Origin of the sequence: Pseudogulbenkiania sp. NH8B, from assembly GCF_000283535.1 — a bacterium.
In the GTDB taxonomy this organism is placed as follows: domain Bacteria; phylum Pseudomonadota; class Gammaproteobacteria; order Burkholderiales; family Chromobacteriaceae; genus Pseudogulbenkiania; species Pseudogulbenkiania ferrooxidans.
The window spans coordinates 1608110-1628957 of the sequence record NC_016002.1; the positions used below are offsets into that span (position 1 = coordinate 1608110).

Below are 20848 nucleotides of genomic sequence, written 5' to 3' on the forward strand. Positions count from 1 at the left end.
GCGCATGGCCAGTCAGCGTATTCCCGGCCTGAGCCACTGCACCGGCAAAATCTGCCTTTGTAATGATTGGGCGTTCATCGTCACGATCCTGTCATCCTTTAACGATATATTTCACTGCTGTTAAAAAAGTAGTTACACCAGAAACGAGCTTCTTATGCCGGTTTGCGATACCTCCCTTTGCCAGGAGCTGGAAATCATCATCAACGAGCGCAAGCTGTTGCCGGTCTTCCAGCCCATCGTGGACATGGAAGAGGGGAGTATCCTCGGTTATGAAGGGCTGATCCGCGGGCCTTCCAACAGCCCTCTGCACTCGCCGCTCAATCTGTTCGCCGCGGCGGAACGATGTCGTGCGCTGGTCTCGCTGGAGCGGGCCTGCCGGCGTGTCACCGCCGAGGCGTTCATCGAGCATCAACTGCAGGGTTGTCTGTTCCTCAACATCAGTCCGCAGACCTTGCTGGCGCCGGAGCATAAATCGGGCGAGACGCTGGCGTTTCTCAACATGCTGGGGTTGCCCAGCGAACGCATCGTCATCGAGCTCACCGAAACCCACCCCAACGCCACGTACCAGGCGCTGCGCGAGGCGGCGAGCCATTACCGCGACAGTGGCTTCCGTATTGCGCTGGACGATTTGGGCGAGGGCTTCTCCAATATGCGGCTGTGGTCCGAGCTGCGTCCCGACGTGGTCAAGCTCGACAAGCATTTCGTCCAGGAAATCCAGCACGATCCGCTCAAGGAGCAGTTCGTGCGTTCGATGGTCGACATCGCGAGGCAATCCGGTGCCTTGCTGGTGGCCGAGGGCATCGAGACGGTAGACGAGTTGCGCGTACTGCGGCGGCTCGGGGTGCGCTACGGGCAAGGCTATCTGTTTGCCCGGCCGGCGCTGCTGCCGGCGCGCGAGGTGCCGGCCGAAGTGCGTTCCCTTTTGTACGCCGAGGCGCGCGAGCGCTTGGGTGCGCCACGCCAGGCGATGGCGCGCGATCTGCTGGTCGAGGTCATGCCGTTGGAGCAGACGGTGGCAAACGAAGTTGCCTACCGGCTGTTCGTCGAGGCGCCGGAGCGCTTTGCCATTCCGGTGGTGAGTGGCGGCGTGCCGGTCGGGCTGCTGCGCCGGCACGATTTCCTGGAAAGCTTTGCCCGGCCGTTCAATCGTGAGTTGTACGGCAAGAAGCCGTGCCGCACCCTGATGGATCAGCAGCCGCTGATCGTCGGTGCCGAGATGGGCGTGCAGGAGCTGTCGAGCCTGGTGGTGGCCGCCGAGCGCCGGCACCTGATCGATGGCTTCATCATCACCGAAAACGGCCGTTATCTCGGCATGGGTACCGGCTACGACCTGATGCGCAAGATCACCGAGATGCAAATCTCGGCGGCGCGCTACGCCAACCCCCTGACCGGGCTGCCAGGTAACGTGCCGATTTCCGAGACCATCGACCGCCTGCTCGACAGCGGCGAGCCTTTTATCGTGGCCTATGCCGACCTCGATCATTTCAAGCCGTTCAACGATCTCTACGGTTATGCCGCCGGCGATGACCTGATCCGCCTGCTGGGATACTTGCTGCAACAGGTGGCTGACCCGGCCCGCGACTGGGTGGGGCATATCGGCGGCGACGACTTTGTGTTGCTGATGCAGAGCGAGGGCTGGGAGGCGCGTCTGCTCGACGTGATCGCGGCCTTCGATCGCCAAGTCCAGGTGCATTTCGGGCAGGAGCACCGCCTGATGGGGGGCTTCGAAGTGACGGCGCGCAACGGCGAGCTGATCTTCTTCCCGCTCACCAGCGTGTCGATCGGTGTGCTTCCCGCCAGGCCGGGACAGTTCCTGTCGCATCATGAGGTCTCGCTGGCGGTGGCCGATGCCAAGAAGATGGCCAAGAAGCAGGCCGGCAGCAGTCTGTTCATCGAGCGCCGGGGGACGGGTACGGACAAGCGCTAGACCATGTGCTTGATCGTTAAACAGGGCGGACCGGCATAAGCCGGTCTTTTTTATTTCCCGCTCTCGATGGAGGGGTCGGGCCTTGTGGTAAACCGTCGTTTCCTTGTGCGTTTCCGTCGTTCGGGCTGCTTTTGATTTGTCAATTTTATTGAACGGCACTACTCTTTTCCCATGCCGACGGTCGCTGCCGGGCGGTGCTTGCCGCTAGAGAGGGCGATGCGGATGCCGCGTGGTGGCTCGGGGGCGGAACGGGCGGGAGGCCGTGCTGCCGGGCGAGGGGGGCTGCCTGGCTGGCATGGCGTTCGCTTATTGATTTCCATATGACCCCGGCAGATTAAAATGCGCCCTTTGGGGGCGGTTTTGGTATTCTTTCCCGGTTTAAGTGGAGGTGCGTGCCGCTTGGTCGGCACGCGACGCCAGGCAAGAACGCAGGTGTACCGAATCCGGTAACAGACGATAACCAGCACCCCGACGAGAGCGGGGGCATTCGATGAATCGGCGTATCGACGGCGGTGGTCCGACGTGCGCCAGAGGGAGATTTGACCATCATGATGGATGCTGTCGCACAGCCCAAGACGGCGGCCGGGGCTCAGGTTGACGAGAAGCCCTATCTGCAGATATCCGGGATCGTGAAGAAGTTTGGCGATCACTTCGCCGTCGATCATGTCGATCTCACCATTCGCCGCAATGAAATCTTCGCCCTGCTGGGGAGCTCCGGCTGCGGCAAGTCCACGCTGCTGCGCATGCTGGCCGGCATGGAACGGCCGACCGCCGGCAAGATCATCCTCGACGGCCAGGACATCACCGCTCTCGCGCCGTACGATCGGCCCATCAACATGATGTTCCAGAGCTACGCGCTGTTCCCGCACATGACGGTCGAGCAGAACATCGCGTTCGGCCTCAAGCAGGACAAGCTGGCCAAGGACCAGATCGCCGCACGCGTCACGGAGATGCTCGATCTGGTGCAACTGCGCAAGTTCGCCTCGCGCAAGCCCTACCAGCTCTCCGGCGGCCAGCAGCAGCGCGTGGCGCTGGCGAGAAGTCTCGCCAAGCGTCCGAAATTGCTGCTGCTGGACGAGCCCTTGGGCGCGCTGGACAAGAAGCTGCGCCAGCAGACCCAGTTGGAGCTGGTCAACACGCTGGAAACCGTCGGCGTGACCTGCATCATGGTGACGCACGATCAGGAAGAGGCGATGACCATGGCTTCGCGCATCGGCATCATGAGCGAGGGCCGGCTGCTGCAAGTGGGTACCCCGACCGAAATCTACGACTTCCCGAATTGCCGCTTCACCGCGGAGTTCATCGGCGAAACCAATATCTTCGGGGGCCAGGTAGTGGTGGACGAGCCGGACGGCGTGGAAATCGAGTCCACCGAACTAGGTGGGCGCGTCCGGATCGATCACGGCATCACCGGACCCAAGGGCATGCAGGTCTGGGCCAGCATCCGTCCCGAGGATGTGCGGCTCGATCGTGGCGAATTCACCCCGGCGCCGAACGCGGCGCGCGGCAAGATCGAGGACATCGCCTACCTGGGCAGCTACTCGATCTATCACGTGCGGCTGCCCAGCGGCAAGGTGGTGAAGTCGGTGGTGCCGTCGTCGCGCTGGTACGAGGCGGGCGAAGAGCCGCCGACCTGGGGCGAGAGCGTGAACATCCGCTGGCGCCCCGACTTGCCCGTTGTGCTGACTATGTGAGGGAAGGGTGATGACTATGCTGCGTTCCATTCTCGAGCGTTTCAAGCCGGGCAAGGGGGCCGTGATCTCGGTGCCTTACTTGTGGCTGCTGGTGTTCTTCCTGGTGCCGTTCCTGATCGTGCTGAAGATCAGTTTCGCCGATCAGGATCTGGCGATTCCGCCGTTCACGCACCTGATCAAGTACGACGGCGACATGAGCACGCTGAACATCGCGCTCAACCTGTCCAATTTCCTGTTCATCTTCACCAACGAGCTGTATCTCGACACCTATGTGTCGTCGCTCGAGGTGGCGTTGTTCACCACGCTGGCCTGTCTGTTGATCGGCTACCCGATCGCCTATGCCATCGCCCGTGCCAATCCGGCCATCCGCAATGTGCTGCTGATGCTGGTGATGCTGCCGTTCTGGACCTCGTTCCTGCTGCGGGTGTACGCCTGGATGGGCTTGCTCCAGCCCAACGGCATCATCAACAACCTGCTGATGTCGATGGGGCTGATCAGCCAGCCTCTGGAGATGTTCCACAACCAGTTCTCGCTCTATCTGGTGATGGTGTACGCCTACCTGCCGTTCATGATCCTGCCGCTCTACGCGCACCTGGTGAAAATGGACGTGACCCTGCTGGAAGCGGCCAACGATCTGGGGGCGCGACCGCTCAAGACCTTCTGGACCATCACCTTGCCGCTGTCCAAGAACGGCATTATCGCCGGCGCGATGATGGTGTTCATCCCGGCGGTGGGCGAATTCGTGATTCCGGAACTGGTGGGCGGGCCGGACGTGCTGATGATCGGCAAGGTGTTGTGGAACGAGTTCTTCGACAACAATAACTGGCCGATGGCCTCGGCGGTGGCGACCATCATGGTGCTGTTCCTGATCGTGCCGATTGCGCTGTTCCACCGCTATGAAACCCGTCAGCTGGAGGGGAAAAATGTATAACGGCAATCCGCTGCCCAAGACGCTCAAGGGGGTGTTGCTGCTGGGTTTCCTGTTCCTTTATGTGCCGATCGTCAGCCTGATCATCTATTCGTTCAATGCCTCCAAGCTGGTGACGGTGTGGGGCGGTTTCTCGACGCGCTGGTACGTGTCGCTGATGCAGAACGATCAGATCATCTCGGCGGTGACGCTGTCGATCAAGATCGCGTTGGCCTCCGCGACGGCGGCGGTGGTGCTGGGGACCATCGCCGGCTTCGTGCTGGCGCGCTTCGGGCGTTTTCGCGGCAGCACCTTGTTCGCCGGCATGATGACGGCGCCGATGGTGATGCCGGAAGTGATCACCGGCCTGTCGATGCTGCTCTTGTTCATCTCGATGCAGCAGTTCTTCGGCCAACCTTCGGAACGCGGCTTCTTCACCATCTGGGCCGGTCATACCACGCTGTGCATGGCCTACGTCGCGGTGGTGGTGCGCTCGCGCCTGATCGAGATCGACAAGAGCCTGGAAGAGGCGGCGATGGACCTGGGGGCCCGCCCGATGAAGATCTTTTTCCTGATCACGCTGCCGCTGGTGTCGCAAGCCATCGCCTCGGGCTTCCTGCTGTCGATCACGCTGTCGCTGGACGACCTGGTGACGACGTCCTTCCTGTCCGGGCCGGGGGCGACCACGTTGCCGATGGTGATCTTCTCCAAGGTGCGCCTGGGCCTGAACCCGGAGATCAACGCGCTGGCGGCGATCACCGTGCTGCTGGTGGGGATTTTCGTGCTGGTTGCCAACTATCTGATGCTGAGTGCCCAGCGCAACCGGGCGCGTGCCATGGCGGCGGCCATGCGCGAAAACGACGCGCCTAGCCCGCCTGGCAGCGGGGCGGGAGGGGCGGTGGCGACGGCCCCCTGATGGCTGGTCCGGAGGCGGGCGGATTCGCAAGAGTCTGTCCGCCTTCTTGCTTGGGAGCGGCGGATCGTGCGTGGCGGGGAGGATTCCCTGGTAGTGTGCGATGACCGGCGCTAAAGTGGCGGCACCGGACATCGATCGATTCCTAACGCTTTACCTTTTCAGGCAATATGCTTAGCTCATGGACACAAAAAACGGTGCGCCCTTGGCAAGCTTCATCGACCTTCTGCTCGACGCCATCTGTATCGTCGATATCGAGGGGCGCTTTGTTTTCGTCAGCGCCGCCTGCGAGCGCATCTTTGGCTATACGCAAGCGGAATTGATCGGCAAGCCGATGATCGAGCTGGTGTTGCCGGAAGATCGCGCCAGAACGCAGGAGGCGGCCCGCCAGATCATGGCGGGGGATGCCAAGCCGCATTTCGAGAATCGCTATGTGCGCAAGGACGGCCAGGTGGTCCACATCATGTGGTCGGCGCGCTGGTCGGAGGCCGACCAGGTGAGGGTGGCCGTGGCCCGTGACATAACCGAGCGCAAGCGGGCGGAGTCGTTGCAGACGGCGCTGTACGCCATTTCCGAGGCGGCGCATGGGGCCGAGGATCTGCTGGCCTTGTTTCAGCATATTCGGCAGGTCGTCGGCAACCTGCTGCCGGCGCAGAAATTTTCCGTGGCGCTGTACGACGCGGGGCAAGAGCGCCTGAGTTTTCCGTACCATGTCGATGCCGGCAATCATTCCCCGGTGCCGCGCAACCCCGCCACTACCCTGCTGTGCGAAGAGGTCATCCGTACCGGGCAGCCGCTGCTGTTGACCCCCGAGACGGCGGATGCCTTGCCTCCGCCTCTCCGGGCTGCGGTCTCCACGGATGCCGCCTGCTGGCTGGCGGTTCCGCTCAACTCGTTCAAGGGCATCATCGGCGCCCTGGTACTGAAGAGCTATGCTGATGGCGTGCGTTACACTGAGAAAGACAAGGAGTTGCTGCAGTTCGTCTCGGCCCAGATTGCCACTGCGATCGAGCGCAAACAGCTGCATGCCAGACTGCAGCAGATGGCGCAGTACGACGAATTGACCAGTCTGCCCAACCGCCGCTTGCTGTACGGCCGCCTGAAAGCGGCGCTGGCAAGGGCGCGGCGCGAGCAGGGACGCTTGTCCCTGCTGTATCTCGATCTGGACAAGTTCAAGCAGGTGAACGACAGCTTTGGCCACGCCACCGGCGATCTGCTGCTGCAAGAGGTGGCCCGTCGGCTCAGGCAGTGCGTGCGGGAAAGCGATACCGTGGCGCGCATCGGCGGCGACGAATTCGTGGTGCTGCTGGAGAGCATTGCCTTGCCGGAGCACGCCTGGCTGGTGGCCGAGAAAATCCGCAGCGCCCTCGATCATCCGCTGAACCTCGACGGCCGGCACCTGCGCATCCTGCCGAGTATCGGGGTCGCGCTGTTTCCCGAGCACGGCGACGAGGAGCAGCAGCTGCTCAAGCATGCCGATGACGCCATGTATCGCGCCAAGAAGACGGCGGAGGGCGCTGCGCAAAAGCTCGATGACGGCGCACGGGCCGAGTCATCGGTCTAAGCGCTGGCGATTCCCGAGGGTGTGGGCCGTCATCACCGCAGTTGAGGTCATGCCAGGGGAACGCTGCCGCGCTACGGGCGTCAAACACGGGCCAAAGGGTGGGGTGATGCGGCTTTCATCGTCCTGACATCGTCCGGGGCTACCCTGGCGGGACGGGGTGGCAGGACCGGGCGCTGGGTGATGGCGGCGGCAAGCCTCTGCCTAGTCTGCCGACGTAGCGTTGCCTGCCGGCACTTGGCGAAGCTGGTCAGACACGCATCGCCGGTCTCCGTGCCGATGGGAAGGGGGGCGTGGCATGACCCTGTATTTCCAGTTGCTTTCCGCTTCGGCGCGGTATCGGGCAGCGTTGGTGGCCTCTCGTGGCGGCGTGTCGAGCGGCTCTCGGGGGCGGCTGTGGCGCGATGGTGGCGCCGGCTCAAAATTCTCCTTGTCATCGTGCGTGATGTTGCTAAAATCCGCGCTCGTTTTGCATCGCAATAACGCACAAAAAGATTGTTTCGCTCCGACATCCCAGGCCCACATAAAAGCTCGCAAGCCCGAAAGCCGCGCACTAAGGAGCGGGGTTCTCCATCGAATCATTGAAGGAAAAACTCATGGCTTGGTCTGTGGCTGAGAGCCGGAGCCTGTACGGCATCCGGCATTGGGGGGCGGGGTATTTCGAGGTTGGGGACGACGGCCACGTCAAGGTCCGCCCCAATACCCGTCAGCAAAACTGCGAAATCGATCTGTACGACCTGGTGCACGCGCTGTCCGACAAGGGGCTGGACCTGCCGCTCTTGGTGCGCTTCCCGGACATCCTGCAAGACCGCGTGACCCGGCTGTGCGGCGCGTTCGACAAGGCCATCGCCGACGTCGGCTACGGCAGCCAGTACACCGCGCTCTATCCGATCAAGGTGAACCAGCAGGAGGCGGTGATCAAGAGCATCATCGCCACGCCGAGCGTCTCCATCGGGCTGGAAGCCGGCTCCAAGCCGGAGCTGATGGCGGTGCTGGCGCTGGCGCCCAAGGGCTGCACCATCACCTGCAATGGCTACAAGGACCGCGACTTCGTGCGCCTGGCCCTGATTGGGCAGAAGCTCGGCCACCGCGTCTTCATCGTGATCGAGAAGGAGGTCGAGGTCGACCTAGTGATCGAGGAGGCGCAGAAACTCGGCGTGCGTCCGCTGGTCGGCGTGCGCGTGCGGCTGTCGTCGCTGAATTCCGATAACCAGTGGGCCGACACCGGCGGCGAGAAGGGCAAGTTCGGCTTGTCGGCGTCGCAGCTGATCGACGTGGCGGGCAAGATGGACGCTGCCGGCATGGCCGATTGCGTGCGCCTCCTGCACTTCCACATGGGCTCGCAGATCGCCAACATCGCCGACTATCGCCTGGGCTTCCGCGAAGCGATCCGCTACTTCGGGGAGCTGCGCGATCTGGGGCTGCCGATCGACCATGTCGACGTCGGCGGCGGGCTGGGGGTCGATTACGACGGCACCCACTCGCGCAACGCCAGCTCGATCAACTACGACATGGATGAGTACGCGCACGTGATCGTGTCGATGCTGGCCGAGTTCTGCGACGAGAACGGCCTGCCGCATCCGCGCATCATGTCCGAGTCGGGGCGCGCCATGACCGCGCACCACGCCGTGCTGATCATGAACGTGACCGACGTCGAGCGTCTGCCGGAAAGCGTGCCGGAATTGGACGATCTGGACATGCTGGCGCAGCCGGTGCGCAAGCTCTACGAGCTGACCCATCTCACCGACGCCGAGATGGTCACCGAAACCTACCACCGCGCCAGTCATTACGTGGCCGAGGTGGCCGAGATGTACGCCGAGGGTCGTCTGCGCCTGAAGGACAAGGCGACGGCGGAGCAGCTCTATTACGCGCTGTGCCGCCGCCTGCACGGGCAGTTGCAGCTGACGCACCAGCGCTCGCAGCGCCAGGTGTTCGACCAGCTCACCGACAAGATGGCCGACAAGTACTTCTGCAACTTCTCGGTGTTCCAGTCGCTGCCGGATACCTGGGCCATCGACCAGGTGCTGCCGATCATGCCGGTGCATCGTCTCGACGAGCAGCCGACGCGGCGCGCGGTGCTGCAGGACCTGACCTGCGACTCGGACGGCAAGATCAAGCACTACGTCGATCAGCAGAGCATCGAGTCGACCATGGCGGTGCACGCGGTGAAGCCGGGTGACGAGTACCTGATCGCGACCTTCCTGGTCGGCGCCTACCAGGAGATTCTGGGCGACATGCACAACCTGTTCGGCGACACCGACTCGGTCAACGTGTTCGTGCGCGAGGGCTGCCGCCTGGAGTTTTCGGGCGTGGAGGAGCACGACACCATCGAGGACATGCTGCGTTACGTGCACCTGTCGCCGGAGGAAATCCTCAACCGTTACGAGGAAAAGGCGCGTGCCGCCAAGCTGTCGGCCGACGAGCGCAACACCTACTTCGCCGAGTTCTGCCGCGGACTGAAGCAGTCGTCCTACCTGTCGGTCTGATCGCCCCGTTTTTCCCTTGCCAAAGGTTGGCCGAAGCATCGTCTTCGGCCAACCTTTTTTCGTTTGGGCGGGCAGGAAAGCCGCCGCCGCCGCCCGGTCCGCCCGTTCGGATAACCGAACAGCGGGGAAGACGCCATTCCGTCCTTCCGTACCCATGCCGATGTCGTTAAAAAAAACTCAATAAAAACAGTATGTTGCGAATTGTATTCGGGCCGTCCGGCTGGCACGCTTCGTGCAATATAAGGAGCCGCCGGCCAGGGTGACACCCACCAACCCTGGCGGGCCAACAACAAAACGATTTCCGGCCGCAGCGCAACAGCGCGCGCGCAGGGACCACCAAACGGTTCTCCCCGGTCGCTCAGGCCGGATGGACGAGCAAAGGCGGGGACGGTTGGCAAGACCGGCCCCAACGCCCTGGCCACGACGATGGCCGCAGGGGCAGACCTTCACTGGAGAGGCATTTAGTGAAACTCAATAGACTGACCACCTTCATCCTGGCCGCCATGGTGCTGGGTATCCTGACCGGCTACGTATGGCGCGAGATGGCCACCGACGAGGCCGCGATCAAGTCGTTCGCCGACAACATTTCGATCCTGACTGATGTCTTCCTGCGACTGATCAAGATGATCATCGCCCCGCTGGTGTTCTCCACCCTGGTGGTCGGTATCGCCAAGATGGGCGACACCAAGACCGTCGGCCGCATCGGCGCCAAGACCATGGCGTGGTTCATGACCGCTTCGTTCTTCTCGCTGAGCCTGGGCCTGGTCATGGTCAACCTGCTCAAGCCGGGTGTCGGCCTGGGTCTGCCGCTGCCGGACGTGCACGCTTCCAGCGGCATCGAGGCGGGCGCCATCACGCTGAAGGATTTCGTCACCCACGCCATTCCGAAGAGCGTGGTCGAGGCGATGGGCAAGAACGAGATCCTGCAGATCGTGGTGTTCTCGGTGTTCTTCGGCTGTGCCGGCGCCGCCATTGGCGATCGCGCCAAGCCGGTGGTCGACATGCTCGACTCCGTGGCGCACATCATGCTCAAGGTGACCGGCTACGTGATGAACTTCGCGCCGCTGGCCGTGTTCGCCGCGATTGCCGCCATGGTGGCCAAGGAAGGCCTGGGCATTCTCGCGACCTACGGCACCTTCATGGCCGAGTTCTATCTGTCGATCGGCGGGCTGTGGCTGGTGCTGGTCCTGGCCGGCGGCCTGTTCCTCGGTCGCCGTGTGCTGACCCTGATGAAGCTGGTGCGCGAGCCGGTGCTGCTGGCGTTCTCCACCGCCAGCTCGGAAGCGGCCTACCCGAAGACGCTGGAGCTGCTGGAGCGCTTCGGCTGCTCGCGCAAGGTGGCCAGCTTCGTGCTGCCGATGGGCTACTCGTTCAACCTTGACGGTTCGATGATGTACTGCACCTTCGCCACCATCTTCATCGCCCAGGCCTACGGCATCCATCTGACGCTGGCCCAGGAAATCACCATGATGCTGATCCTGATGGTGACCTCGAAGGGCATGGCCGGTGTGCCGCGCGCCTCGCTGGTGGTGATCGCCGCCACGCTGTCGCAGTTCAACATTCCGGAAGCCGGCCTGCTGCTGCTGCTGGGCATCGACCACTTCCTCGACATGGGCCGTTCCGCCACCAACGTGATCGGTAACGCCATCGCCGCCAGCGTGGTGGCCAAGTCCGAGGGCGCCCTGGGCGCCGGCGAGCTGGAAGGCGAGGACGACGATACCGATCCGGACGCCGAGGCCGACGACCTGGCACCGGCGCGTGCCTGATCCCCGCTCCTAGCGTCATCCCGAACGGCCTCCTGCGCGAGGCCGTTTTCCTTGCAGGGCTGTCCTCGCCGACGGCTCTGTGATAGAACGATACAAGATCGTCTTCGCCGAATCCTCCGAATCGACCCCATCGTTATGCTGCGCATTCCCAAACGTTTTCTGCCCTACCTGCTGGCCGTGGTTTTCGGGCTGATGCTGGCCATCGGCTACATCACCTACCGGGTGAGCGAGAACAGCGGCATCGAGGCGCTGGCCGACAGCGGCACGCGCCAGCTTGAGCTGCACGCGCGCGGGCTCGAGAGCGAGATCGACAAGTACAGTTTCGTCCCCAACATTCTCGGGCTGGAGGAGCGCATCCTCAATGTGCTGACCTCGCCCGATCCGTTTCCCGGTCCGCAGAATCTGGCCAACCGCTACCTGGAAGAGCTGAACCAGCAGACCTCGACCAGCACCATCTACGTCATCAACACCGAGGGGCGGGTGCTGGCGTCGAGCAACTGGCGCCGCGCCGACAGCTACGTCGGCGAGGACCTGTCGTTTCGCGACTATTTCCAGGAAGCGCTCAAGGGCGGGCAGGGGCGTTCCTACGGCGTCGGCACCACGCGCGCCGAGCCCGGCTACTACCTGGCGCAAGGGCTGAAGAAGGACGGCAAGATCATCGGCGTGGCGGTGGTCAAGGTGCGGCTCGACCAGCTCGAACCGAGCTGGCAGTGGGCCGACACCGACGCCTTCGTCAGCGACGAGAACGGCGTTATCATCCTGGCCTCGGAGCCGGAGTGGAAGCTGCACACGCTGAATCCGCTGTCGCCGGCACGGCGCGAAGAGCTGGCGCGCAGCCTGCGCTACTACTGGGCGCCCTTGCCCTTGCTGCAGGTGGCGCAGCGGCGGACCCTGGATGTGGGGCTGGAGCGCTGGGCGCTGCAGATGCCGGGGGGCGTCAAGGGCGTGAACCGCCCCACCGACTTCCTGGCGCAGACGCGCAGCCTGAAAGATACCTCGTGGAAACTGACCCTGCTCACCCCGCTCAAGACGGTGCGCAAGACGGCGCTGAGCAACGCCGCGCTGGCGGTGGCGGGCTTCGTCATCCTGGTGATCCTGCTGGTGGCGTGGAACGAGCGGCGCAAGGTGCTGGCGGCGCGCTTCGCCGCGCGCGAGGCGCTGGAGCGCGCCAACAGCCAGCTCGAGCGCAAGATTGCCGAGCGCACCGCCGACCTGATCGCCAGCAACGACCGCCTCAAGGCCGAGATCCGTGAGCGCCAGCTCGCCGAGAACACGCTGCGCAAGGCGCAGGACGGGCTGGTGCAGGCGGGCAAGCTGGCGGTGATCGGGCAGATGTCGACCAGCATCGCGCACGAACTCAACCAGCCCCTGGCGGCGCTGCGCACGCTGTCGGGCAACACCATGAAGTTCCTGGCGCGCGGCAAGCTGGAGACGGCTTCGGCCAACCTGCAAACCATCAACGAGCTGGTGGAGCGCATGGGCAAGATCACCACCTCGCTGCGCTCGTTCGCGCGCAAGTCGACCGAGCCGATCGGCGAGGCCAGCGTGCTGCAGGCGGCGGACGCGGCGCTGTTCCTGCTGCAGCCGCGCCTGGCCAGCCCGCCGGTGAAGGTGGTGCGCGAGCTGGACGACTGCCGCGTGCTGATCGACCAGACTCGGCTCGAGCAAATCCTGGTCAACCTGATCGGCAACGCGCTCGACGCGATGCAGGCCAGCCCGCGGCGCGAGTTGCAGCTCTCGTTGCGCCTGCTTGGCGAGAACTGCCGGCTGTCGGTGCGCGACAGCGGGCCGGGCTTGCCGGAGGAAGTGCGCTCGCGCCTGTTCGAACCGTTTTTCACCACCAAGCCGGAAGGGCGCGGGCTGGGGCTGGGGCTGGCGCTGTCGGCCGGCATGGCCACCGAGGTCGGCGGCTCGCTGATCGCACAGAACCCGGACGGCGGTGGTGCCGAATTCATCCTGACGCTGCCGCTGGCGGCAGTAAAGCAGAACCATGACTGAAGAAGAATTGTTATCCGTCCTGATCGTCGAAGACGATCCTACCGTGCGCCTGGGCTGCGAGCAGGCGCTGCAGCTGGAAGACATCCCGGTGATCGGCGTGGACAGCGCCGAGGCGGCGCTCAAGCATGTCGGCCCGGATTTCGCCGGCATCGTCATCAGCGACATCCACCTGCCCGGCATGGACGGCATGGCGCTGATGCGCCGCCTCAAGGAGCAGGAGCGCGCGCTGCCGGTGGTGCTGATCACCGGCCACGGCGACGTGACGCTGGCGGTGCAGGCGATGAAGGACGGCGCTTACGATTTCGTCGAGAAGCCGTTCTCGCCCGAGCGCCTGGTGGACGTGGCGCGGCGCGCGCTGGAGCAGCGCCGCCTGACGCTGGAAGTGGCGGCGCTGCAGCGCCAGCTGCACGGCCGCACTGCGCTGGAGCAGCGCCTGATCGGCCGCTCGCCGGCGATCCAGCAATTGCGCCAGCTGATCATGAACGTGGCCGATACTTCGGCCAACGTGCTGATCCACGGTGAGACCGGCACCGGCAAGGAGCTGGTGGCGAGCTGCCTGCACGAGTACAGCCGGCGCAACGCGCACAACTTCGTCGCGCTCAACTGCGGCGGCCTGCCGGAAAACCTGTTCGAGAGCGAGATCTTCGGCCACGAGGCCAACGCCTTCACCGGCGCCGGCAAGCGCCGCATCGGCAAGATCGAGCACGCCAACAAGGGCACGCTGTTCCTCGACGAAGTGGAAACCATGCCGATCAACCTGCAGATCAAGCTGTTGCGGGTGCTGCAGGAACACAAGCTGGAACGGCTGGGCTCGAACCAGCTGGTGGACGTCGATTGCCGCCTGATCGCCGCCACCAAGGAGGACCTGGAGCTGCTGGGGCAGCAGGGGCGCTTCCGTTCCGACCTCTACTACCGCCTCAACGTGGTGACGCTGGAGCTGCCGCCGTTGCGCGAGCGGCGCGAGGACATCCCGCTGCTGTTCGAATCGTTCCTGCAGCAGGCGGCGCTGCGCTACGGCCGCGAGGCGCCCGAGGCCGATCGCCAGACGCTGTCGCGCCTGATGGCGCACGACTGGCCTGGCAACGTGCGCGAGCTGCGCAACGTCGCCGAGCGCTTTGCGCTGGGCCTGCCGGTGTTCAAGGGCGCCGCCTCCGGCGACACCCCGCCGCCGAGCCTGGCCGAGGCGGTGGAGGCGTTCGAGAAGGCGATGATCGCCGAGGTGATGCGCCGCCACGACGGCAACCTGAGCCAGACCAGCGTGGCGCTCAACATGCCCAAGACCACGCTGTACGACAAGGTCAAGAAGTACGGTTTGTAAGCCCTGACGGGGTTGGCCGAAGCCTCGGCTTCGGCCAACCCCGGGCGGCCCTCTCAGGCTCCCTGGCCGCTGACCTGGAACTTGCCGGTGAGCATGGCCAGTTCGGCGATGGTGTGGCGCGTCTGTTCCACGCTCTGGGTCAGCGCCTGCTGCGCCAGCTGCATGCTGCCCGCCACCGAACCGATGGCGTGGGTGTCGCTGGCGTGCTCCTGGCCGCTGTGGGTCAGGGTGCGGATGGTGTCGATCAGGCCATCGACGATCTCCCGCACCTCGCGGTTCTCCCCGGCCGAGGCTTCGGCCAACCTCAATCCCTCTTCGAGATGGCTCATGCCGCCTTGCATGGTGTCCACCGCGGCGGCGGCCTGGCGCTGCACCTTCTGGATCATCTGGCCGATTTCCTCGGTATTGCGGCTGGTGCGCTCGGCCAGCTTGCGCACTTCGTCGGCCACCACGGCAAAGCCGCGCCCGGCCTCGCCGGCGCGCGCCGCCTCGATCGCGGCGTTGAGCGCCAGGAGGTTGGTCTGGTCGGCGATCTCGTGGATCAGGCTCACCACCCGGCCGATGTCGCGCGTGCTGTTGCCCAGGTCGTTGATGATGTCGGCCGAGGCGCCGACGGTCTGGCGGATGGCCAGCGTCCGGCTGCTGACCTCGGCGAGCTGGCGCCGCGCCGCCTCGGCCTGCTGCGCCATCGCGGTCTGCATGCTGCCGGCGTGATGGTTGGCGTCGTCCAGCGCCGTCATCTGCTGGGCCAGGCCTTCCCGCGTCTTGTCGACGGTGCTGAACACCTGGCCTGCCGCCACCGCGGCGCCGGTATTGTGTTCGGCCATGCGGCGGTTGTGCTCCTCCAGGTGGCGGCTGACGCGCACCAGCCGCGCCAGCGTGGTGTCGAGATGGTCGATCAGGCTGTTGACCCACTGCGCCATCACCCCGGTTTCGTCGGCCGACAGCTGCTGGCGGTCGATGCGCAGCGTCAGGTTGCCGCCGCCCTCGGCGACGTTGCGGATCATGCCGGAGACGCCGCGCAGGCGCAGCGCCAGCGGCCGGGTGCAGAGCTGGCGGAAGGCCGTGGCGCCGGCCAGCAGCAGCGCCCCGTAGCCGGCAAGGCGCAGCCACAGCGGCAGGCCGTCGAGTGCCGAAGCCCCCAGCGTGGCCGCGCCCAACGCCAGCTGGATCAGCAGGAAACCGCGCATCAGCTGGTAGCTGATCGGGCGGTAGCGGTAGACCTCCTCCAGATCGGCCTCGCACATCATGCCCCAGGTGTCGGGGGAGCCGGGCAACTGGAGGGTGATTCCCTTGCCAACCACCGGGATGTGGCGGTAGTCGGCATAGCCGGGGTAGGTGACGAACAAGTTCTGCCCCTGGCGGATGGTTTCGCGCACGCCCGGGTGGAGCTGGCCGGTGGCGGGGTCGTTGAAGGTCAATTCGAACTCGGTGTGCTCGCGCACGCTGACCGTGCCGTAGTCGGTCTTCACCCCGTCCTTGAGGTTGTCGCCACCGGTGAAGGCGCGGTCTTCGAAGCGCGAGCGCGACAGCGCGGTGCCCGGGGCGATGCCGGGGTCGAAGACGGAGCGGACCATGAACAGGTAGTTGTCGCCCGATTCGTGGAAGATGTGGCCGGCCTCGCGCTGGATCAGGTCGCCCAGCACGTCGTTGGGCACCCGTGCGCACAGGCAGCCGAGGGTGTCGCCGCCGCGGCGCAGCGGCAGGTAGAACATCATCGTCACCGCGTCGTGAAAGCGCGAGCTGCGCGCGCCCAGCGCGCGCGTCTCGGCGTCCAGGTAGGGGCCGTGCAGCCAGCGTTGCTGCAGGCCCTTGTCGAGCGCCGCTGCCGTCACGCCCTGCTGGCCGCAGCGGCGTGGGGCGGTGGACGCCAAGACGCGGTTGGCGGGCGACACCACGAACAGCTCGGTGACCTCGGCCAGGCTCTGGTAATAGCCGCCCAGCAGCGCAGGCCAGTCGGCGGCGGGCTGGCTTGCCAGTTGTTCGCTCAGACCGGCCAGCGCCTGCCAGTGCTGCTCGGTCCATTGCGTCAGTGCTCTTACCCGGGTGCGGGCGAAGCTGTCGAACACGTGTTTCATCGTCGCGTAGCGGTCGCGGCTGAGAAAGCACGACCAGCGCATCGCGAGCTTGCCGGTCTTGCCGAATAGCGGCAGCCAGCGGCGCTCGGCCGCGCTCAAGTTCATCTGTCCGCTCTGTAATGACGACATGGTTTTCCCCTTTGGCTTGTTATTGCTGCGACAACAAGCAAAATCGGTTCCAGTGTCATTCCAAAGGCGTAGTCCATTTGGCGTATTGCGAACTCTTCGATTATGAAAAATGGGCGGTTATGGTGCATGCCATGGTGCATGCCATGGTGCACGGCTGGTGCGGCGCACCACGAGCGGGCGTATCGGCGATGGATTGAGCGTCCCCGTCATTGAACGCATAATTCCTCATCTTCCAACTCAGACCACGATAATCATGACTTCCCCAACCACCGACCCCGTCGCCGCCATCCTGGCCGACTATCCGGTGCTGATCCTGGACGGCGCCCTGGCCACCGAGCTGCAGCAACGCGGCTGCGACCTCAACGACCCGCTGTGGTCGGCGCGCGTGCTGATCGAAGAGCCCGAGCTGATCCGCCAGGTGCACGAGGATTACTTCGCCGCCGGCGCCGACGTCGCCACCACCGCCAGTTACCAGGCCACCTTCGAGGGCTTCGCCCGGCGCGGCTACGATGCCGAGGCGGCGGCCGGGCTGATGCGCCGCGCCGTCACGCTGGCGGTCGAGGCACGCGATGCCTTCTGGAGCGACCCGGCGCACCGTCAGGGTCGGCCGAAACCGCTGGTGGCGGCCTCGGTCGGCCCGTACGGCGCGATGCTGGCCGACGGCTCGGAATACCGCGGCGATTACGGCCTCGGCGAACAGCAGCTGATGGACTTCCACCGCCCGCGCCTCAAGGTGTTGCTCGAGGCCGGCGCCGATCTGCTGGCGTGCGAGACCATCCCCTGCCAGGTCGAGGCGCGCGCCCTGGCGCGGCTGCTGGCCGAGGAATTCCCGTCCGCCCGTGCCTGGATCAGCTTCAGCTGCAAGGATGGCGCACACACTTGCCAGGGCGAGACGCTGGCCGACGCGGTGGCGGAGCTCAATGAGGTGGGGCAGGTGGTGGCGGTGGGGGTGAACTGTACCGCGCCCGAGTTCATCCCGGCGCTGGTGGCCGCGGCCCATGGCGCCACCACCAAGCCGCTGCTGGTCTACCCGAACTCCGGCGAGCATTACGACCCCGAGCACAAGTGCTGGCACGGCCACGCCGACGCCAACCGTTTCGCCGAGGCGGCGCGCGGCTGGCACCAGGCCGGGGCGCGCCTGATCGGCGGCTGCTGCCGTACCACGCCGCAGGACATCCGCGCGGTGGCGGAGTGGGCACGGCCGCCCGCCGGACACTGAGCCCCGCGGCGGCTTGGCGGGCGCATCGGGCCATCTGGTCCGGGCAGGCTGTGCCACACGAGAAACCCGATCGATTTGATCGGGCTTTTTTGTTGCGGGCTGGCGGCAGCGTCAGTGTCTCGTAGCCGGAGCCGGGCGCTGTCGCGAAAAAGCACTGGTAATCCGCGCCTGCGAGGGTTATATGAAATTTGTATTAACTGTCGCGTGATTTTGTAAGCAGTTTTTGTATACTGTGTCCGCTCGACTGCGCCAAAGCGAAGCAAAGCGGGCAACAAGCAGCAATCAGGGGAACGCGGCAGCGTGCGAGGCGGGATGACACCGCCCTGCTGTCGTGAAGAACAATAGCCGTAACGAGACACACACTATGAAATCCTTACGTACTCGCATGATGGTCTTCGTCATCGCCGTGGTCGTGCTGCTGTCGGCACTGCTCACCGGCGCGGCCTACTGGCAGATGCGCAGCAGCCTGCTGGAGTCGATCCGCAACGAGATTCATCAAGCCGCCAGCGGCAAGGCCAGCTTTGTCACCGAATGGGTGCAGTCACGCCAGGCTGTCGTTGCCGCGGTACTGCCGCACTTTGGCCAGGGGGAACTGAAGCCGGTACTCGACCAGGCGCATGATGCCGGCGGTTTCGACGACATGTACCTGGGGCAGCCGGACAAGACCATGACCCAGTTCAGCAAGGCCGTGCCGGTGCCGCCGGGCTACGACCCGACCGGCCGCCCGTGGTACAAGGCCGCCGCCGCCTCCGAGGAGGCGATCGCCTCGCCGCCCTACATCGACGCCGCCACCAAGCGCCCGATCATCACCTTCGCCAAGGCACGCCGCGACGGCGGCAGCCTGGTGGCGGTGGCGGGCGGCGACGTCACGTTGCAGCGCGTGGTCGATGAAATCGTTTCGGCCAAGCTGCCCGGTGACGGCTACGCCTTCCTGATGACCCAGGATGGCCTCACCATCGCCCACCCGGCGCCGGATTCCGGCCTGAAGAAGATCACCGACGTGATGCCGGGCTACGATCCGGCGGCCGTCAGCAAGGATGGCCAGATTCAGGAGATCAGCCTGGGTGGCAAGACCTACCTGAGCACGCTCTACCCGGTCGGCAAGACTGGCTGGCTGCTAGGCGTGATGGTGCCGCTGGCGGCCGCCACCAGCCAGCTCGACCATTTGCTGCTGCTGATGGTCGGCCTGCTGGCGGTGGGCGTGGTGATCGCCTCGGTGGTGGTGTACGGCGGCGTGGCTCGCATGATGTCCGGTCTGTCGCTGATGCGCGACGCCATGCGCGACGTCGCCAGCGGTCACGGCGACCTGACGCTGCGCCTGCCGGTGAAGTCGCAGGACGAAGTGGGCCAGATCGCCGAAGCCTTCAACCAGTTCATGGCCAAGCTGCGCGAGATGTTCCTGACCGTGCGCCACGAATCGCAGGCGCTGGCCGACGACGCCGCCCAGCTCAACCGCGTGGCCGAGCAGATCGCCGACGATTCGCGCGTGCAGTCGGGTGAACTGTCGGCCACGGCCGCCACCATCGAAGAGATCACCGTCAGCATCAACCACATCGCCGACCACGTCGGCGAGACCGAGACGCTGGTGTCCGAATCGCGCCAGAACTCGATCGAATCGCATAAGAGCATGGCCGAAGTGGCACACGAGGTGGAATCCATCGTGCACTCGGTGGAGTCGCTGCAGCAGGTGATGAACGGCTTGTCCGGTCAGTCGGAAGAGATCAAGGGCATCGTGGCGGTGATCCGCGACATCGCCGACCAGACCAATCTGCTGGCGCTCAACGCGGCGATCGAGGCTGCGCGTGCCGGCGAGCAGGGCCGCGGCTTCGCCGTGGTGGCCGACGAAGTGCGCAAGCTGGCCGAGCGTACCGCGGTGGCCACGGTGCAGATCGCCCAGATGATCGACCGCGTCATGGAACAGACCGGCCAGGCCATCGCCCACGCCGACACCACCAACGCCCGCGTCGCCACTGGCGTAGCGCTGTCGCGCGAGGCTGCCGGCAAGGTCGAGCGCATCAAGGGACACGCCGAGGACATCTCGGTGCGCATGAGCGAAATCACCTCGTCCACCTCGGAACAGGGGGTGGCCACCAACGAGATGGCACGCAGCGCCGAGCGCGTCAACGCCATGGCGCAGCAGACCGACGCCTCGCTGCAGGATGCGCTGAAGACCATCCAGACGCTGGCGCAGCGTGGTGACGAGCTGCGCAGCCTGGTGTCGAAGTTCAAGCTGTGACGATGTCCTAAAAACGCTCGCCTAGTCTGAATAACTCGCTCCCGTTTGCCGGGGCGGTTGGAGCAAAAACAGCGGGGATAATCCGAACCGGTTTCTCGCGATGAGTTAGCGCAGTACGCATGGCCATGGAGCGATCCATGGCCATTTTTCTTTCCGCTCTCCACTCCCTGTCGGCAACCAGCCTGCCTATATCAGCCATGGCGAAAACAGCGCCCAAGGCATTCAACAGGCTATGGCCCTGAGGATTCAAGGCCGTTCGGTTTTCATACGCAGGCAACGCCATCACGATCACCCAGATGGCCATAAGTAAATGACGATTTGATAAAAATATGCAGGCTAAAAATCAGGAAAATAGATAATCGGATTTTTCAAAAGCCATTATTTATGCAAATGGGTTTTTGAGGCTGTGGCGATGAGAAACACGAATACTGGGAGGGATTGAATCAGGAAATAGGCAATTTAATTTGCGATGTGTATAAATATAAAAATCGGATATGCTGTTCTCCTGCTCCCGGTTTATGATTGCGCCGATTATGATAAATGAAAATGCCGGATGCAGTTCGAGCCCAGGTGTGTATCTGAGTCTGTAAGCGGCTGGTGATTGGGCTGCTGCAAA

12 protein-coding genes are annotated in these 20848 nt (G+C 64.4%); 11 read left to right on the forward strand and 1 reads right to left on the reverse strand.

All coding sequences use genetic code 11. The features are described 5' to 3' along the window. The first annotated feature begins 154 nt into the window (after window positions 1-154). From NH8B_RS07485 to NH8B_RS07525, 9 genes are all read left to right on the forward strand, one after another. Entirely contained in the window at window positions 155-1927 is a 1773-nt protein-coding gene (locus tag NH8B_RS07485) for a GGDEF domain-containing protein (RefSeq protein WP_014086734.1), read from the forward strand. 548 nt (window positions 1928-2475) lie between these two features. Continuing rightward, entirely contained in the window at window positions 2476-3621 is a 1146-nt protein-coding gene (locus tag NH8B_RS07490) for an ABC transporter ATP-binding protein (protein ID WP_014086735.1), read from the forward strand. A 10-nt stretch (window positions 3622-3631) separates the two neighbouring features. Beyond that, window positions 3632-4552, forward strand: a complete 921-nt coding sequence (locus NH8B_RS07495) for an ABC transporter permease subunit (protein WP_041702882.1) — start codon at window positions 3632-3634, stop codon at window positions 4550-4552. Beyond that, complete coding sequence (locus NH8B_RS07500; protein ID WP_014086737.1) at window positions 4545-5444, forward strand: ABC transporter permease subunit; 900 nt, start codon at window positions 4545-4547, stop codon at window positions 5442-5444. Before NH8B_RS07495 ends, NH8B_RS07500 begins: the two co-directional genes overlap by 8 nt. Before the next feature lie 178 nt (window positions 5445-5622). Then, on the forward strand, window positions 5623-7005 hold the full coding sequence (locus tag NH8B_RS07505) for a sensor domain-containing protein (protein ID WP_014086738.1): 1383 nt from the start codon (window positions 5623-5625) through the stop codon (window positions 7003-7005). A 593-nt stretch (window positions 7006-7598) separates the two neighbouring features. Beyond that, complete coding sequence (speA, locus tag NH8B_RS07510) at window positions 7599-9488, forward strand: arginine decarboxylase (protein WP_014086739.1); 1890 nt, start codon at window positions 7599-7601, stop codon at window positions 9486-9488. 464 nt (window positions 9489-9952) lie between these two features. After that, window positions 9953-11254: a dicarboxylate/amino acid:cation symporter gene (locus NH8B_RS07515; RefSeq protein ID WP_014086740.1), complete on the forward strand. Its 1302-nt coding sequence runs from the start codon at window positions 9953-9955 to the stop codon at window positions 11252-11254. A gap of 135 nt (window positions 11255-11389) precedes the next feature. Then, window positions 11390-13252 carry a sensor histidine kinase gene (locus NH8B_RS07520; protein WP_014086741.1) on the forward strand — a complete coding sequence of 621 codons (1863 nt, stop codon included), beginning with the start codon at window positions 11390-11392 and terminating at the stop codon, window positions 13250-13252. After that, window positions 13245-14570, forward strand: a complete 1326-nt coding sequence (locus tag NH8B_RS07525; protein ID WP_014086742.1) for a sigma-54-dependent transcriptional regulator — start codon at window positions 13245-13247, stop codon at window positions 14568-14570. Before NH8B_RS07520 ends, NH8B_RS07525 begins: the two co-directional genes overlap by 8 nt. Window positions 14571-14623: 53 nt before the next feature. On the opposite strand, the gene NH8B_RS07530 is transcribed toward NH8B_RS07525, so the two are convergent. Continuing rightward, window positions 14624-16777, reverse strand: coding sequence for a methyl-accepting chemotaxis protein (locus NH8B_RS07530; RefSeq protein WP_014086743.1), 2154 nt, complete (start codon window positions 16775-16777; stop codon window positions 14624-14626). A 253-nt stretch (window positions 16778-17030) separates the two neighbouring features. On the opposite strand from NH8B_RS07530, the gene mmuM reads away from it, so the two are divergent. Then, on the forward strand, window positions 17031-17996 hold the full coding sequence (gene mmuM, locus NH8B_RS07535; RefSeq protein ID WP_014086744.1) for a homocysteine S-methyltransferase: 966 nt from the start codon (window positions 17031-17033) through the stop codon (window positions 17994-17996). A 364-nt stretch (window positions 17997-18360) separates the two neighbouring features. Continuing rightward, window positions 18361-20232: a methyl-accepting chemotaxis protein gene (locus tag NH8B_RS07540; RefSeq protein WP_148282948.1), complete on the forward strand. Its 1872-nt coding sequence runs from the start codon at window positions 18361-18363 to the stop codon at window positions 20230-20232. Window positions 20233-20848: the final 616 nt, after the last annotated feature.

Excerpts from the sequence above, each read along its gene's own strand:
- NH8B_RS07485 (WP_014086734.1), top strand. The coding sequence starts at position 155 with ATGCCGGTTTGCGATACCTCCCTTTGCCAGGAGCTGGAAATCATCATC.
- NH8B_RS07490 (WP_014086735.1), top strand. The coding sequence starts at position 2,476 with ATGATGGATGCTGTCGCACAGCCCAAGACGGCGGCCGGGGCTCAGGTT.
- NH8B_RS07495 (WP_041702882.1), top strand. The coding sequence starts at position 3,632 with ATGACTATGCTGCGTTCCATTCTCGAGCGTTTCAAGCCGGGCAAGGGG.
- NH8B_RS07500 (WP_014086737.1), top strand. The coding sequence starts at position 4,545 with ATGTATAACGGCAATCCGCTGCCCAAGACGCTCAAGGGGGTGTTGCTG.
- NH8B_RS07505 (WP_014086738.1), top strand. The coding sequence starts at position 5,623 with ATGGACACAAAAAACGGTGCGCCCTTGGCAAGCTTCATCGACCTTCTG.
- speA (WP_014086739.1), top strand. The coding sequence starts at position 7,599 with ATGGCTTGGTCTGTGGCTGAGAGCCGGAGCCTGTACGGCATCCGGCAT.
- NH8B_RS07520 (WP_014086741.1), top strand. The coding sequence starts at position 11,390 with ATGCTGCGCATTCCCAAACGTTTTCTGCCCTACCTGCTGGCCGTGGTT.
- NH8B_RS07525 (WP_014086742.1), top strand. The coding sequence starts at position 13,245 with ATGACTGAAGAAGAATTGTTATCCGTCCTGATCGTCGAAGACGATCCT.
- NH8B_RS07530 (WP_014086743.1), bottom strand. The coding sequence starts at position 16,777 with ATGTCGTCATTACAGAGCGGACAGATGAACTTGAGCGCGGCCGAGCGC.
- mmuM (WP_014086744.1), top strand. The coding sequence starts at position 17,031 with ATGACTTCCCCAACCACCGACCCCGTCGCCGCCATCCTGGCCGACTAT.
- NH8B_RS07540 (WP_148282948.1), top strand. The coding sequence starts at position 18,361 with ATGAAATCCTTACGTACTCGCATGATGGTCTTCGTCATCGCCGTGGTC.